Here is a 14,423-nt window from a genome sequence, read left to right as displayed (position 1 = left end):
GGCGTGGCTATACGTCGAACACATCCTCGAACTCTGGGTGGCGGCGCCGTTGGGCGTTGACGAACGGGCAAAGGGGAACGATCTTAATCCCAGCGATGCGCGCGTCCATGACCATTTTCTGGAACAACGCCACACCGGCCCCGGTTCCACGCAATGACGCAGGCACTTCGGTATGATCGACAATGATCTTATGGGCAGACACCACGGAAAACGTCAGTTTCGCCGTGGCACCGTCGCGGGTCAGGACATAGCTGCCCTTTGACCCGTCGACTTCTTTTTGGATGACGTCAGACAATGGTCGCCACAGTGGCGGCGCGCAGTTCGTCTTCGCTGACGCCTTCGGCGCATTCCACAATCTTGAGGCCGCCATCGACCACATCCAGCACACCGAGGTTGGTGATGATCCGGTCAACCACGGCTTTCCCGGTTAGGGGCAACGTGCATTCCTTCAAAAGCTTGGACTCCCCGTGCTTGTTGGTGTGATCCATGACCACGACCACGCGCCCGACACCGGCAACCAAGTCCATCGCGCCGCCCATGCCTTTGACCAGTTTTCCGGGGATCATCCAGTTGGCCAGATCGCCGTTTTCGGCCACTTCCATTGCGCCAAGAATCGCCATGGCAATTTTGCCACCGCGAATCATCGCGAAGCTTTGGGCGCTGTCGAAATATGCTGTCTGCGGCAGTTCGGTGATGGTCTGTTTTCCAGCATTGATCAGGTCTGGGTCGACCTCGTCCTCGGTCGGGAACGGCCCCATGCCCAGCATGCCGTTCTCGGATTGAAGGGTGACTTCCACGCCCTCGGGAATGTAGTTGCTGACCAAGGTCGGAATGCCGATGCCGAGGTTCACGTACCAGCCGTCTTCAAGTTCCTGCGCCGCACGGGCGGCCATTTGGTTGCGATCCCAAGCCATGATCAGCCCTTTCTCACGGTGCGTTGTTCGATGCGTTTCTCATGCGCGCCCTGCACGATGCGATGGACATAAATGCCCGGCAAATGGATGCAGTCTGGATCCAGCGATCCGGTCGGCACGATCTCTTCAACCTCTGCGATGCAGACCTTGCCGCAAGTGGCGGCGGGCGCGTTGAAGTTGCGGGCGGTCTTGCGGAACACAAGATTGCCGGTGGCATCAGCTTTCCAAGCTTTCACGATGGCGATGTCAGCAAAGATACCTTCTTCGAGAATGTATGTTTCGCCGTTGAAATCCTTGTGCTCTTTGCCGTCTGCAATGACGGTGCCAACACCGGTCTTGGTGTAAAAGCCGGGGATGCCAGCCCCGCCAGCACGCATCCGTTCAGCCAACGTCCCTTGTGGATTGAACTCCAACTCAAGTTCACCCGCCAGATATTGCCGCATAAACTCGGCGTTCTCACCGACGTAGGATGACAGCATTTTCTTGACCTGCTTGGTCTGTAACAGGATTCCAAGACCGAAATCGTCGACTCCGGCATTGTTCGATGCGACCGTGAGGTCTTTGGTGCCGGCTTGCTTGATTGCGTCGATCAGCAATTCTGGGATGCCGCACAGGCCGAACCCCCCGGCTGCGATCAACATTCCGTCGAACAAAAGCCCATCAAGAGCTTCCGTCGCGGACGAGTAGACCTTCTTCATTCACGCACCCCCATCAATTCGTAAGTATCTTGGGATGTTTTGCAGGTGACGGTCGGGGAAGTCAACGAACCGAGGCGGCCCGCGCAATGTCTTTGCTGCATCGCCGCTATGAATGAAACTTTCGGTCGCGTTCACCGGCGGCCGCAGCGTGGCCTGCCGGTGAACATGGTTCGATCTGGGTAGAACGCAGCGCCAAGATGGGCCTAGTCTTCGACCGAGGCGTCGGGCGTCGCCGCATCGGCTGTTGCGGCGGCTTTCGCTTTTGGTGCGGCCTTCTTGGCGGCCGTTGTTTTGGCTGCGGGTTTTTTAGCGGCAACCTTTTTGGCCGGGGCCTTCTTTTTCGCCGCTGGTTTCTTAGCTGCAGCTTTTTTCGCAGCCGGTTTCCGTCCGCCTTTCTTGGAAGCCTTCTCGGCGATCAGGGCCACGGCGGCGTCCATCGTCAACTCGGCCGGATCGATGTCTTTGGGCAAGGTGGCGTTGATCTTGTCCCATTTGACATAGGGACCATAGCGTCCGTTCATGACATTGACCGGCCCACCATTTTCTGGGTGTTCGCCCAGTTCTTTGATCGGCGCTGCCGGAGCGGCCCGGCCGGGGCCACGGCTACCCTTTTGTGCCAAAAGCTCGACCGCACGGTTCATGCCGACGGTGAACACTTCTTCCACGTCCGGCAGGTTGGCCGACGACGTGCCGTGGCGCAAATAAGGGCCGTAGCGCCCGATAGCCGCAGAGATCATTTCTCCGTCTTCCGGGTGCGGCCCAATTTCGCGTGGCAGGGACAGCAGCATCAGGGCTTTCTCAAGGTCGATGTCGCTGACGGACCATCCTTTGGGCAAGGATGACCGGGGCGGCTTTGGCACCTCTTCGGTGGCTTCGCCGCGCTGCACGTAAGGTCCGAAACGGCCCTTGCGGAGCGAAATTTCGTCGCCTGCGTCTTCCCCCAAGACCTTGCCGTCCGGGCCAACCTCGCCCTCGTCGGCACCGGGAGCCGAGAACGCGCGGGTGTAGCGGCATTCGGGGTAGTTCGAGCAGCCGATAAATGCGCCGCCCGAACGCGCGGTGCGCATGGACAACCGGCCATTGCCGCAGTTCGGACAGATCCGCGGATCGCTGCCATCGGCATTTGGCGGGTAGAGGTGGGGGGCAAGAACTTCGTCGATCTTGTCGAGAACTTCGCCAATTCTCAGATCAGCAGTTTCCGCGATTGCCGCGGAAAAGTCGCGCCAGAACCGGGCGAGAACTTCTTTGTAATCCCGCTCGCCCGCCGAGACATCGTCGAGCTGGCTTTCCAGATCCGCAGTGAAGTCGTAGCCGACGTATTTGCGGAAATAGTTGGACAAAAAGACGGTGACCAACCGGCCTTTGTCTTCAGGAATCAACCGGTTCTTGTCTTTCAGAACATAGCCTCGGTCCTGAATGGTGGTCACGATCGAGGCATAGGTTGAGGGACGCCCGATGCCCAGTTCTTCCATGCGCTTCACCAGCGTAGCTTCGGTATAGCGCGGCGGCGGTTGGGTGAAATGCTGCTCTGGATCGACGGCGGTCTTAGCCATGACATCGCCTTGGGCGACTTGCGGCAGTCTCCGGTCTTCATCATCCACGACTGAGTCGTCCCGGCCTTCCTCATAGACCTTGATAAAGCCGTCAAACAGCACGACCTGACCGTTGGCACGCAGGACCACCTGCCCATCGGCACTGGCGATATCCACGGCGGTACGTTCCATCCGGGCGGCGGCCATCTGGCTGGCGAGGGTGCGCTTCCAGATCAGATCATACAGCTTGCGCTGATCTGCTTCGAGGCTTTTGAGACTGGCCGCGTCCTTGGTCATTTCAGTCGGGCGAATACATTCGTGCGCTTCCTGCGCGTTCTTCGCCTTATTTTTGTAGATACGGGGGGTGTCCGGCAAATACTCGGCACCATAGCGTTCGCGAATGGCGTCGCGGGCTGCGGTCACCGCTTCTGGTGCCATGTCGATCCCGTCGGTCCGCATATAGGTGATATGCCCGGCTTCATACAGGCGCTGTGCAAGGTTCATGGTCTGGCGGGCGCCAAAGCCGAATTTGCGGCTGGCCTCCTGCTGCAGTGTCGAGGTCATGAACGGGGCCGAGGGGTTCCGGGTGGCCGGTTTCGCCTCGACGCTTTGCACCGTCAAATCCCGAGACCGCACCGCTTGCACCGCTAGATCGGCCGCTTCGGCGGTGGGGAGGTCAAATTTATCCAGCTTCTTTCCCGCCAGAACAGCCAGACGCGCGGTGATGGTTTGTCCCCGCGGCGTCTCAAGTACCGCGGAAACGGTCCAGTATTCCTGCGGATTGAAGGCTTCGATTTCCATCTCGCGTTCGACGATCAGGCGCAGGGTCACGGACTGCACGCGTCCTGCCGATTTCGCACCGGGAAGCTTGCGCCACAGTACCGGCGACAAGTTGAAGCCAACGAGATAATCCAATGCCCGGCGTGCCAGATAGGCCTCGACCAATTCCATATCCACGGCGCGCGGCGTCTTCATTGCCTCGGTGACAGCGGTTTTTGTGATGGCGTTGAAGACAACCCGGCTGACGGCGGTGGTTTTCTTGATCGCTTTGCGCTGGGTCAGGGTCTCTTGCAGGTGCCAGCTGATCGCTTCTCCTTCGCGATCAGGGTCAGTTGCAAGAATAAGCGTGTCGTCGCCTTTTAGCGCGTCAACAATCGCTTTCACATGCTTCTTGCTCTCGCTTGCGACCTCCCATTTCATGGCGAAATCGTGTTCGGTATCAACCGATCCGTCCTTGGGCGGCAAGTCCCGCACATGCCCATAAGAGGCCAGAACGATGTAGTCGTCACCAAGATACTTGTTAATTGTCTTGGCCTTAGCGGGGGATTCTACAACGACGACCGGCATACTGGCTCCAATAGTTCAGACGAGTAATCTGATCGCTAGATGTGGGAGCAGGTCCCTCTTTGTCAATGACGCCCGGTTGATGGGCCATCACTTGCAAGGGAAATCAGGCCGCCTGCATGGCGGATTACATGGCCGTCAAGTTCCAGATCGACAAGCGCTGGTGCGACCTGGCCGGCGGGCAGGGCAAGGTCGCGGATCAGTTGGTCTTCAGCGACAGGCGACGGGCCCAAACGCGCCAAAATATCGTTGTGCAGTCGAGGAATAGCCGATTTTTGGGCCGATTGCTTTGGGCGCGGACGGATCGGTCGAGAATGGGGCGGTGCCGGGTCGGGCGGGATTGGTTGCCGCGGGGCAGGGGCGTCTTTCGTTGCGATGCTGCTGAGCGCTTCGAGAATATCGTCGGCGGAGCGCACCAGTGTCGCACCGTCGCGGATCAACATATTGCAGCCCGAAGCCCGCGCATCGAACGGATGGCCCGGCACCGCGCAAACATCCCGGCCTTGATCCAGCGCGTTGCGCGCGGTGATCAGACTGCCCGAGCGTGCAGCGGCTTCGACCACGACCAGCCCACAGGCCAACCCCGAAATGATGCGGTTGCGGCGCGGAAAGTGACGGGCCTGCGGTGCTAGCCCCATTGGTTGCTCGGATATCCGCAATCCCAATGTGCCGATCTGTGTAAAGAGGGTCTTGGTCTCTTCGGGATAGACCATATCGACGCCGCCGCCCATGACTGCGATGGTGCCGTGGCTTAGCGATGCGTCATGCGTGGCGGCGTCAATTCCGCGTGCAAGTCCAGAGACGGTGACGTAGCCCGCCGCGCCCAGTTCGGCGGCCAAGCGTCGTGCCATCCGTTCCCCCAAGCTGGAGGCATTGCGCGCGCCGACAAGTGCAATCATCGGCCGATGCAGCAATTCGATGCGACCGATGGCCCAAAAGACCGGCGGCGGGTCTGGGATTTCTGCCAACGAGTTTGGGTAATTGGCGTCGCCAAAACAAACCATGTGCGCGCCACAATGACGGGCGGCGCGCATTTCGGTCTCGGCGCTATCTCGGGATGCGGGGGTATAGTTCGACACGCCGGCTTTCCCGGCGAGATCGGGCAATAACGCCAACACGGTTTCGGCACTGCCGTGTTCTTGCATCAATCGAAAGAACGTATGCACGCCAACGCCGCGAGAGCGAAACAGACGGAGCCACGACAACCTGTCTTCAACCGACCTTGGTGGGGTGAGGGGTGTGGTTGTGGTCGAGAACAGTGTGTCTGTCATCGTGGCTCCGCCCAAGGGGTGAGACCATTCATGCGGCGTCAGGGTTAATCAGACGTAAAGCATGACGGAAAAACCGCTCTGGCCGAAAATTTTTTGCGTTAGGCCGAGGCCGATCCGCCGACGGTCAACCCGCCAATCATCAATGTCGGTTGGCCGACCCCCACGGGCACCCATTGTCCGGCCTTGCCGCAATTGCCGATGCCCGGATCAAGCGTCATGTCGTTGCCGATAGCGCGAATCGTCTGCATCGCTGTGGGGCCGTCGCCGATTAGGGTTGCGCCCTTGACCGCAGCGCCGACTTTGCCATCCTTGACGTGGTAGGCCTCGGTGCAACTGAAGACGAACTTGCCATTGGTGATATCGACCTGCCCGCCGCCAAATCCGACCGCCCAAATGCCATCCTTCAGATCGCCGACGATTTCCGATGGGTCTGCGTCGCCGCCCAACATATAGGTGTTGGTCATGCGGGGCATCGGGCGGTGGGCATAGCTTTCCCGCCGTCCGTTTCCGGTGCTTTCGCCGCCCATCAGTCGGGCATTTTGGCGATCCTGCATGTAGCCGACCAACACCCCGTCCTCAATCAACACGGTCTTGCTTGAAGGTGTGCCTTCGTCATCCACGGTGATGGACCCCCGCCGGTCCGGAATGGTGCCGTCATCCAACACCGTCACACCGCGAGAGGCGACGCGTTGGCCCATCAGGCCTGAGAAAGCAGAGGATTTCTTCCGGTTGAAGTCCCCCTCAAGGCCATGTCCGACCGCTTCATGCAGCAAGATCCCCGGCCAACCCGGCCCAAGAACCACATCCATGAGGCCGGCAGGGGCGGGCACGGCATTGAGATTGACCCGCGCGATTCGAATGGCTTCCCGAACCGAGGCTTGCCAATTTGCGGGATCGATCAGACCGGATAACGGGCTGCGTCCGCCGCGTCCCGCCGAGCCACTTTCGCGTCGCCCGTTCTCTTCGATGATGACCGACACGTTCAACCGCGTCATGGGGCGGATATCTTCGGCCAAGGACCCGTCCGGCCTTAGAATGCAAATTTCTTGCAGCGAGGCGGCAAGGCTGGCCGAGACTTGAACCACCCGCGAATCCAGATCGCGGGCGAACGCGTCGATCTCACGCAATATATCGACTTTTACCGCGAAGGCATGTTCCTGCATCGGGTCGTCGTCGCCATAGAGGCGGCGATTGGTCTGCCGCGGCCCGGGCGCCATGGTGCCGCCGCCATCGCCCACGGCCAGCCGCACTGTGCCAACGGCGCGCCGCAGGGCCGACTCGCTGATTTCCGTTGCATGGGCGTAGCCAGACGCCTCGCCGCGCACGGCCCGCAGGCCAAAGCCTTCGGACGCGTCGAAACTTGCGGTCTTCAGGTTTCCGTCATCAAAGGCCAGCACTTCAGAGCGGCGACGTTCAAGGAATAATTCGCCGTCATCCGCCCCCGCTGTTGCCTCGCGTAAGCGGCCAAGTGCGGCAGCTTCGTCAAGTTGGTCATGGAAGGGATTGAATTTTTCAGTCGTCATGTGTCAAAGGGTCCTGTCTTTGATGCGGATCAGGCCGACCTCAATGTCGCAGTGGGGAAAGCTTGTCCGATACTGTCAAATATGGTCTTTGTAAGCATCACAGCAATGGGCGATTGCGGCAGGGGGATGTGCGCGTGTGGTGCAGACTCTCTGAACGACATCTACAGGAAGAGAATATGCACATCAAAATGCCGAGATTTGGCCTTGTTTCCGCTTCACTTGCCGTTCTGGCCGCATCCTCTGCTCAGGCGCAGGATGTGCTTGGTGATCTGCCGGTGATCGGTAAGCCGCACCAGGGGGGAATCGGGTTTCAGACGGCGGTGACCGAACTGTCCCACGATCTGCAGTGGCTGGACGGGTTCATTCTTGTCATCATCACGGCGATTGTTTTGCTGGTGACTGCGCTGCTGGTCTATATCGGGCTGCGCTTTAACGCCAAATCCAACCCCACCCCGGCGCAATTCACGCACAATTCTCCGTTGGAGATCGCTTGGACCATCGTACCGATCTTGATTCTGGTGTTCATCGGGGCGTTCTCTTTGCCGATCCTGTTCAAACAGCAGGAAATCCCGGAAGCAGACCTCACCATCAAAGTCACCGGCTACCAGTGGTATTGGGGCTATGAGTATGTGGATGACGGCGTTGCCTTCGACAGCTTGATGTTGGCGCGGGAAGACCTTGCCAGCTATGGTTATGCCGATGATGAATATCTGCTGGCGACGGACAATCCGGTTGTGGTGCCGGTGGGCAAGACTGTCGTGATGCAGGTGACCGGCGCTGACGTCATCCATTCGTGGACGATCCCGGCCTTTGGCGTGAAGCAAGATGCCGTTCCCGGCCGCCTTGCGGAACTGTGGTTCGCAGCAGAGCAAGAGGGCGTCTACTTCGGTCAGTGCTCTGAGCTGTGCGGTCAAGCCCACGCCTATATGCCGATCGTCGTGAAAGTGGTCAGCGAAGAGGTTTACGCTGCTTGGCTTGCAGGCGCGCAAGAAGAATTCGCGGGTCTGCCCGCAGCCTACGACGTCGCTTCGCGCTAAGAAACTGAACATCGGGTGTCCGCGTGCCGGTGATCCGGGCGCGGCGATCCACCGGAGTAACTGAATGACTGACGCATCCGTCAATACAGAGGTCCAAAGCGGCGACGCCGGCTTCGGCGACTACGTGTCGTTGCTGAAGCCGCGGGTCATGTCGCTGGTGGTGTTCACCGCCTTTGTGGGCATGATGGTGGCGCCGGGCGCCGTGCATCCGATGGTGGGCTTCGCCTCCATTCTGTTCATCGCATTGGGCGGCGGTGCCTCTGGTGCGTTGAACATGTGGTGGGACGCAGATATCGATCAACGCATGCGCCGGACCCGGACCCGCGCGATCCCCTCTGGACGGGTGCGCGCCGACGAGGCACGGGCCATCGGGCTGGCGCTTGCCGGGATTTCCGTGGTCATGCTGGCGCTGGCGTCGAATTTCGTTGCGGCAGGCCTTTTGGCTTTCACGATCTTTTTCTACGTGGTGATTTATACCATGTGGCTGAAACGCTGGACGCCGCAGAACATCGTGATCGGTGGCGCAGCCGGGGCGTTTCCGCCGATGATTGGCTGGGCCGTGGTGACGGGCAATGTCTCGCTGGAAAGCGTGCTGATGTTCGCGCTGATCTTCATGTGGACGCCGCCGCATTTCTGGGCGCTGGCCTTGTTCATGAAGTCTGATTATGCCGATGCGGGCGTGCCAATGCTGAACGTGACCCATGGCCGTCGGACCACCCGGCGTCATATTCTAGGCTACACGCTGATCCTTGCGCCGCTTGCGATTGCGACCGGTTTTTCGGGAATCGGCGGGCCGGTCTACCTTGCCACCGCCATCGTGCTGAACCTGATGTTCCTGCGCGGGGCGATCGCGATCTGGCGCCGGGATGATGCGGCGGCCGATGCGGATAATTACGCTGTCGAACGCAGCTTCTTCCGGCTGTCGCTTTACTATCTATTCTTGCATTTTGGCGCATTGCTGATCGATGCAAGCCTTGTACGCCTTGGACTGGAGATCTGGTAATGGCCCTGAACCCTGAACATGATCTGCATAAGCGTCGCTTCGGCCAGAACGTAGGGGTCGGTCTGGCCCTGTTGGCCTTCGTCGCCGTGGTGTTTGGCCTGACGCTGGCCAAGGTCGGCGCGACAGGCCCGACCGAAGCCTTTGATCACGTGGCGCGCCCGGCTTTGATTCCGCAGGAGGGGCAATGACCAAGTTGGATGGCCCACGCAAGACGGCTGCAATGGCGGTCGGGGTAGTGGTGCTTATGGGCAGCTTGGCTTGGGCCTCGGTGCCGTTCTATAGCTGGTTCTGCAAGGTCACAGGCTTTGGCGGGACGCCGCAGGTTTCGGATGCCGGGTCTGACACCATCTTGGATCAGACAATTCGTATCCGGTTTGATGCCTCCACCGACCATGAAATGCCGTGGGAATTTAAGCCGGTCGAGCGGTCCATGACCCTTCAGATCGGCGAAACCGGATTGGCCTTTTATGAGGCCTATAACCCAACCGATCGCCGGATTGCCGGCACGGCCAGTTTCAATGTGACGCCGTATTCCGCAGGGGGTTATTTCGACAAGATCGATTGCTTCTGCTTTGAGATGCAGGTGTTGGAACCGGGCGAACGGGTGATGATGCCGGTGACGTTCTATGTCGATCCGGAAATTGTCAAAGACCGGGACGCAAAATTCGTGCATCAAATCACCCTGTCCTATACATTCTACGAAACCGACCTGCCCGAAGAATACCGGGCAGACTTGGGCAGCACCGCAGCCCCTTTTACAGTCAACTGACGCCCTGGACGAGAGACATCGAGACCCATCATGGCCCATGAAAAGAACCACGACTATCACATCCTTCAGCCATCGCTTTGGCCTCTGATTGCCTCGATTGGTGCGTTTGTCATGCTGTTCGGCGCAGTGCTGTTCATGCATGATCACGGTCCGTGGATGTTTCTGATCGGCCTCGTGCTGGTCCTTTACGTGATGTACGGTTGGTGGGCCGAAACGGTTCAGGAAAACAAGGCGGGTGATCACACGCCGGTGGTGCAGATCGGTCTGCGCTATGGCGTGATCATGTTCATCATGTCCGAAGTGATGTTCTTCGCCGCGTGGTTCTGGAGCTTTTTCAAGCACGCCATGTATCCCGGCGGTCCCGAGCAGCCGATCGAGTTTTCGGTCTGGCCGCCCATGGGCATCGAAACCTTTGATCCTTGGCATCTGCCGCTGATCAACACGCTGATTCTGCTGTGCTCGGGTTGTGCAGCAACATGGGCGCACCATGCGTTGGTCCATGAAAACAACCGCAAGGACCTAAAGACCGGTTTGCTGTTGGCGATTTTGCTGGGTCTGCTGTTCTCGGTCTTTCAGGTGATCGAGTATAGCCATGCAGCATTCGGTTTTGCCGGTAATATCTATGGCGCGAACTTCTTCATGGCGACGGGCTTCCATGGCTTCCATGTGATCATCGGCACGATCTTCCTTGGGGTTTGCCTGTTGCGGACCATGAATGGTGATTTCACGCCAGAGCAGCATGTCGGCTTCGAGGCGGCGGCTTGGTACTGGCACTTCGTCGATGTGGTCTGGCTCTTCCTCTTTGCGGCGATCTACATCTGGGGCGGCTGAACCAGCCCTTGCCAATGATCCACAGGCGCGGGCACTTGGCCCGCGCTTTTCGTTTCCCGCTACTTTCCCGACCGGAGTTTGCATGACGCGCCGCATGATCCTGCCGCTTTTGTTCGGCATTGCCGGGACGGCGCTGTTGATCTGGCTCGGCCTGTGGCAAATGCAGCGGCTGGCGTGGAAAGAGGCGATCCTTGCTGATCTCGACGCGCGGATTGCCGGTGCCCCGGTGTCGCTTCCTGCGCAAGTCGATCCGGTTGATGACGCCTTTCTGCCTGTCACCGCCACCGGTACGATCCTCGCCGACGAAATCATCGTTCAATCCAGCCTGAAACTTGTTGGCCCTGGCTTTCGCGTCATTGCTCCGTTCGAGACAGGGGGCCGCCGCATCTTATTGGACCGGGGCTTTATCCGTCTGACTGATCGGGATCGGGTTCGGCCCGAAGTCACGGCGACAATTACCGGAAACCTGCATTGGCCGGACGAGGTCGACGGCTTCACCCCTGATCCCGACGTTGCGGGCGGGATGTGGTTTGCCCGAGACATTGACAGCCTTGCTGCTGCCTTGAATACCGAACCGGTGCTGCTGGTTGCCCGGACCACCTCGGAAAACCCACTGGCGGTGACGCCACTGCCGGTGGCAAGTGCCGGCATCCCCAACGATCACCTGCAATATGCGGTGACTTGGTTTCTGATGGCGGTGGTCTGGGTTGGCATGACCCTCTATCTGCTGGTAACGCTGCGACGACGCGCTTCTGAAGGCTGAGTTTGATGAAATATGTATCTACCCGTGGTCAGGCGCCGATCCTGACGTTCGAAGAGGCGATGCTGACCGGGCTTGCCCGAGATGGCGGCCTTTATGTGCCCGAGACCATTCCGGTGATGCCGAAGGCCGAGATCGCCGCGCTGGCCGGTCTGCCCTATGAAGAGGTCGCGTTTCGGGTCATGCGCCCGTTTATCGGCGACACCTTCACGGATAGCGAATTCCAAGACATCATCGCCCGGGCTTATGCCGGGTTTGCGCATCCGGCGCGGGCCCCACTGGTCCAGATCGCGCCGAATCAGTTCGTGCTAGAGTTGTTCCACGGCCCCACGCTCGCGTTCAAGGACTTCGCGATGCAGCTGATCGGCCAGTTGTTCGAAGAAGCCCTGAAGCGGCGCGGCGACCGGGTGACCATTGTCGGCGCCACCAGCGGCGATACCGGCGCAGCGGCGATTGAGGCCTTCAAAGGGCTGGATGCGGTCGACGTCTTCATTTTGTATCCGCATGGCCGGGTGTCCGAGGTGCAGCGGCGCCAGATGACAACGCCGCCTGATTCGAATGTCCACGCCATCGCGCTGGACGGTGATTTTGACGACTGTCAGGCGCGCCTGAAGGACATGTTTAACGACTTTGATTTCCGTGACCGGGTTAAATTGGCCGGGGTCAATTCGATCAACTGGGCCCGGGTTCTGGCGCAGGTGGTCTATTATTTCACGGCGGCAACCACCCTTGGCGCCCCAGATCGCAAGGTCAGCTTCACGGTTCCCACTGGCAATTTCGGGGATATTTTCGCAGGCTACGTCGCCAAGCGGATGGGTCTGCCGATCGAGCGTCTGGTGATCGCAACCAACCAGAACGATATCTTGCACCGGACATTCCAGACCGGTGCCTACAGCAAAGCCGGGGTCACGCCCTCGATCAGCCCGTCCATGGATATTCAGGTCTCGTCCAATTTCGAGCGGATCCTGTTCGATGTCTATGATCGGGACGGTGCCGCTGTTGCCCAGCAGATGGACGCGCTGTCAGCAACGGGTAGCTTTACGATCAGTCAGGGGGCATTTGACCGCCTGCGCGAGCTGTTTGACAGTGGCCGGGCCTCTGAGGACGACACCCTCGCGACCATTGCGCAGGTCTTTGCGGCCACGGGCGAGGTGCTGTGTCCGCATTCCGCCGTCGGGGTCAAGGTCGCAGCCGAGCACGCCGATCCGGCGGTTCCGATGATCACACTTGCCACGGCGCATCCGGCAAAATTCCCCGATGCCGTCGCGGACGCAACCGGTCTGCGACCGCCCCTTCCAATTCAGATGGCTGACCTTTATGAACGGTCAGAACGGGTTGAGGAAGCTGCTAACGATTTGAGTGCTCTGCAAGCACTCATAGAGAGGAAAATCGCAACGTGAGTGTACAAGTCCATCGGCTATCGAACGGCCTGCGCATCGTAACAGAACGGATGCCGGGCCTTAAATCTGCATCCTTGGGATTGTGGATCACTGCCGGAGGACGCCACGAACGCCCTGAACAGAACGGGATTGCGCATTTCCTCGAACATATGGCGTTCAAAGGCACCAAGCGGCGGACATCGCTGCAGATCGCCGAAGCCATTGAAGACGTGGGCGGCTATATCAACGCCTATACCAGCCGGGAAATGACCGCCTATTACGCCCGGGTGCTGGAAGACGATGTGATGCTGGCGCTGGATGTGATTTCGGATATCGTGCTGAATCCGGTGTTCAAGCCCGAAGAAATCGAAGTCGAGCGCGGCGTGATCCTTCAGGAAATCGGTCAGTGCCTTGATACGCCAGATGATATCGTGTTCGACTGGTTGCAGGAAGTGTCCTATCCCGATCAGGCGATCGGACGGACCATTCTGGGACCTGCAGAACGGGTCGGCAGCTTTTCCCGCGACGATTTAAGCACCTTTACCGGCGAACGTTATGGGCCTGAGCAGATGATCCTCGCCGCGGCGGGTTCGGTCGATCATGACGAAATTGTCCGCGAAGCTGAACGCCTGTTCGCCCATTTGAAGCCTGTAAATTTCGTTCAGCCAGAAGCTGCCCGCTTTTCCATGGGCGAAATGCGCCGGGACAAAGACCTTGAGCAGGTGCATTTTACGCTTGCCCTTGAAGGGCCCAGTTACCGCGATCAAGGCATCTACACGGCGCAGGTCTTTGCCAGTGCATTGGGTGGCGGCATGTCTTCGCGCCTGTTCCAAGAGGTTCGGGAAAAGCGGGGGCTGTGCTATACGATTTTCGCGCAGGCTTCGGCCTATGCGGATACCGGCACAACCACGATCTATGCCGGCACCAGCGCCGAGGATCTGGGCGATCTGTGCCGGATCACCATCGACGAGATGCGTCGCGCCGCGGATACTCTGACGCCTGAAGAACTGTCTCGTGCCCGGGCGCAGATGAAGGCCGGCCTGCTGATGGGGCTGGAAAGTCCTTCGTCGCGGGCCGAACGGCTGGCCCGTTTGATCGCGATCTGGGATCGCGTGCCGCCGCTGGAAGAAACCGTCGCCTTGATCGAAGGGGTCACTGCCGCCAAGATCCGCGACTATGGTACAAACCTTGTGGCGCGGGCGCCGATGGCAATGGCGGTGTACGGTCCGACGTCGAAGGCGCCGGTAATTGATGAATTGCGGGCCAGACTGGCGGCCTGATGGCAATGGTGCGCCCTGCCATCGACGGGGGCTAGGGGATCGTCATGGCGCGGATACACGCAATTGCCTTAGGGCCGCGCCG

The 14,423-nt window shown here is 59.5% G+C and carries 13 protein-coding genes and 1 pseudogene; 8 read left to right on the top strand and 6 right to left on the bottom strand.

Annotated elements, in window-relative coordinates; genetic code table 11:
* Positions 1-7 precede the first annotated feature (7 nt).
* The 6 genes and pseudogenes from BV911_RS00755 to tldD all read right to left on the bottom strand — a co-directional run bounded on the left by BV911_RS00755 (position 8) and on the right by tldD (position 7,282).
* Positions 8-295 carry a GNAT family N-acetyltransferase gene (locus tag BV911_RS00755; RefSeq protein WP_240512092.1) on the bottom strand — a complete coding sequence of 96 codons (288 nt, stop codon included), beginning with the start codon at positions 293-295 and terminating at the stop codon, positions 8-10.
* Positions 296-353: 58 nt separating this feature from the next.
* A pseudogene (locus tag BV911_RS00750) lies at positions 354-893 on the bottom strand (3-oxoacid CoA-transferase subunit B); the annotation flags it as partial.
* A 23-nt stretch (positions 894-916) separates the two neighbouring features.
* Entirely contained in the window at positions 917-1,612 is a 696-nt protein-coding gene (locus BV911_RS00745; RefSeq protein WP_086051666.1) for a CoA transferase subunit A, read from the bottom strand.
* 203 nt (positions 1,613-1,815) lie between these two features.
* Complete coding sequence (gene topA / locus BV911_RS00740) at positions 1,816-4,491, bottom strand: type I DNA topoisomerase (RefSeq protein WP_086051665.1); 2,676 nt, start codon at positions 4,489-4,491, stop codon at positions 1,816-1,818.
* A 62-nt stretch (positions 4,492-4,553) separates the two neighbouring features.
* The gene (dprA, locus tag BV911_RS00735) at positions 4,554-5,759 is read right to left on the bottom strand and encodes a DNA-processing protein DprA (RefSeq protein WP_086051664.1); all 1,206 of its coding nucleotides are present in this window, start codon (positions 5,757-5,759) and stop codon (positions 4,554-4,556) included.
* 98 nt (positions 5,760-5,857) lie between these two features.
* A complete protein-coding gene (tldD, locus tag BV911_RS00730; protein ID WP_086051663.1) occupies positions 5,858-7,282 on the bottom strand; it encodes a metalloprotease TldD in 1,425 nt (474 codons plus the stop codon).
* Positions 7,283-7,458: 176 nt separating this feature from the next.
* Here tldD and coxB point away from each other — a divergent pair, with 176 nt between their 5' ends.
* From coxB to BV911_RS00690, 8 genes are all read left to right on the top strand, one after another.
* Positions 7,459-8,319 carry a cytochrome c oxidase subunit II gene (gene coxB / locus BV911_RS00725; RefSeq protein ID WP_240512091.1) on the top strand — a complete coding sequence of 287 codons (861 nt, stop codon included), beginning with the start codon at positions 7,459-7,461 and terminating at the stop codon, positions 8,317-8,319.
* Positions 8,320-8,383: 64 nt separating this feature from the next.
* Positions 8,384-9,322: a heme o synthase gene (gene cyoE / locus BV911_RS00720; protein ID WP_086051662.1), complete on the top strand. Its 939-nt coding sequence runs from the start codon at positions 8,384-8,386 to the stop codon at positions 9,320-9,322.
* Positions 9,322-9,510 carry a hypothetical protein gene (locus BV911_RS00715; RefSeq protein ID WP_086051661.1) on the top strand — a complete coding sequence of 63 codons (189 nt, stop codon included), beginning with the start codon at positions 9,322-9,324 and terminating at the stop codon, positions 9,508-9,510. The genes cyoE and BV911_RS00715 overlap by 1 nt, the downstream gene beginning before the upstream one ends.
* Positions 9,507-10,091 (top strand): cytochrome c oxidase assembly protein, encoded by a 585-nt coding sequence (locus BV911_RS00710; RefSeq protein ID WP_086051660.1) that lies wholly within the window; start codon positions 9,507-9,509, stop codon positions 10,089-10,091. The genes BV911_RS00715 and BV911_RS00710 overlap by 4 nt, the downstream gene beginning before the upstream one ends.
* Before the next feature lie 30 nt (positions 10,092-10,121).
* The gene (locus BV911_RS00705; RefSeq protein WP_086051659.1) at positions 10,122-10,922 is read left to right on the top strand and encodes a cytochrome c oxidase subunit 3; all 801 of its coding nucleotides are present in this window, start codon (positions 10,122-10,124) and stop codon (positions 10,920-10,922) included.
* A gap of 82 nt (positions 10,923-11,004) precedes the next feature.
* A complete protein-coding gene (locus tag BV911_RS00700; RefSeq protein WP_086051658.1) occupies positions 11,005-11,685 on the top strand; it encodes an SURF1 family protein in 681 nt (226 codons plus the stop codon).
* A 5-nt stretch (positions 11,686-11,690) separates the two neighbouring features.
* On the top strand, positions 11,691-13,082 hold the full coding sequence (thrC, locus tag BV911_RS00695) for a threonine synthase (protein ID WP_086051657.1): 1,392 nt from the start codon (positions 11,691-11,693) through the stop codon (positions 13,080-13,082).
* On the top strand, positions 13,079-14,341 hold the full coding sequence (locus BV911_RS00690; protein WP_086051656.1) for a pitrilysin family protein: 1,263 nt from the start codon (positions 13,079-13,081) through the stop codon (positions 14,339-14,341). Before thrC ends, BV911_RS00690 begins: the two co-directional genes overlap by 4 nt.
* Positions 14,342-14,423 lie beyond the last annotated feature (82 nt).

This window comes from Pseudoruegeria sp. SK021 (genome assembly GCF_002119405.1).
Classification (GTDB): Bacteria; Pseudomonadota; Alphaproteobacteria; order Rhodobacterales; family Rhodobacteraceae; genus Meridianimarinicoccus.
Note: the sequence above shows the minus strand (reverse complement) of the source record. Positions and strands in the feature narration are given on the sequence as shown.

What these genes read in the sequence shown, in the direction of transcription:
- coxB (WP_240512091.1), top strand. Translation starts at nt 7,459, where the DNA reads ATGCACATCAAAATGCCGAGATTTGGCCTTGTTTCCGCTTCACTTGCC.
- topA (WP_086051665.1), bottom strand. Translation starts at nt 4,491, where the DNA reads ATGCCGGTCGTCGTTGTAGAATCCCCCGCTAAGGCCAAGACAATTAAC.
- dprA (WP_086051664.1), bottom strand. Translation starts at nt 5,759, where the DNA reads ATGACAGACACACTGTTCTCGACCACAACCACACCCCTCACCCCACCA.
- BV911_RS00710 (WP_086051660.1), top strand. Translation starts at nt 9,507, where the DNA reads ATGACCAAGTTGGATGGCCCACGCAAGACGGCTGCAATGGCGGTCGGG.
- tldD (WP_086051663.1), bottom strand. Translation starts at nt 7,282, where the DNA reads ATGACGACTGAAAAATTCAATCCCTTCCATGACCAACTTGACGAAGCT.
- cyoE (WP_086051662.1), top strand. Translation starts at nt 8,384, where the DNA reads ATGACTGACGCATCCGTCAATACAGAGGTCCAAAGCGGCGACGCCGGC.
- thrC (WP_086051657.1), top strand. Translation starts at nt 11,691, where the DNA reads ATGAAATATGTATCTACCCGTGGTCAGGCGCCGATCCTGACGTTCGAA.
- BV911_RS00745 (WP_086051666.1), bottom strand. Translation starts at nt 1,612, where the DNA reads ATGAAGAAGGTCTACTCGTCCGCGACGGAAGCTCTTGATGGGCTTTTG.
- BV911_RS00715 (WP_086051661.1), top strand. Translation starts at nt 9,322, where the DNA reads ATGGCCCTGAACCCTGAACATGATCTGCATAAGCGTCGCTTCGGCCAG.
- BV911_RS00705 (WP_086051659.1), top strand. Translation starts at nt 10,122, where the DNA reads ATGGCCCATGAAAAGAACCACGACTATCACATCCTTCAGCCATCGCTT.
- BV911_RS00700 (WP_086051658.1), top strand. Translation starts at nt 11,005, where the DNA reads ATGACGCGCCGCATGATCCTGCCGCTTTTGTTCGGCATTGCCGGGACG.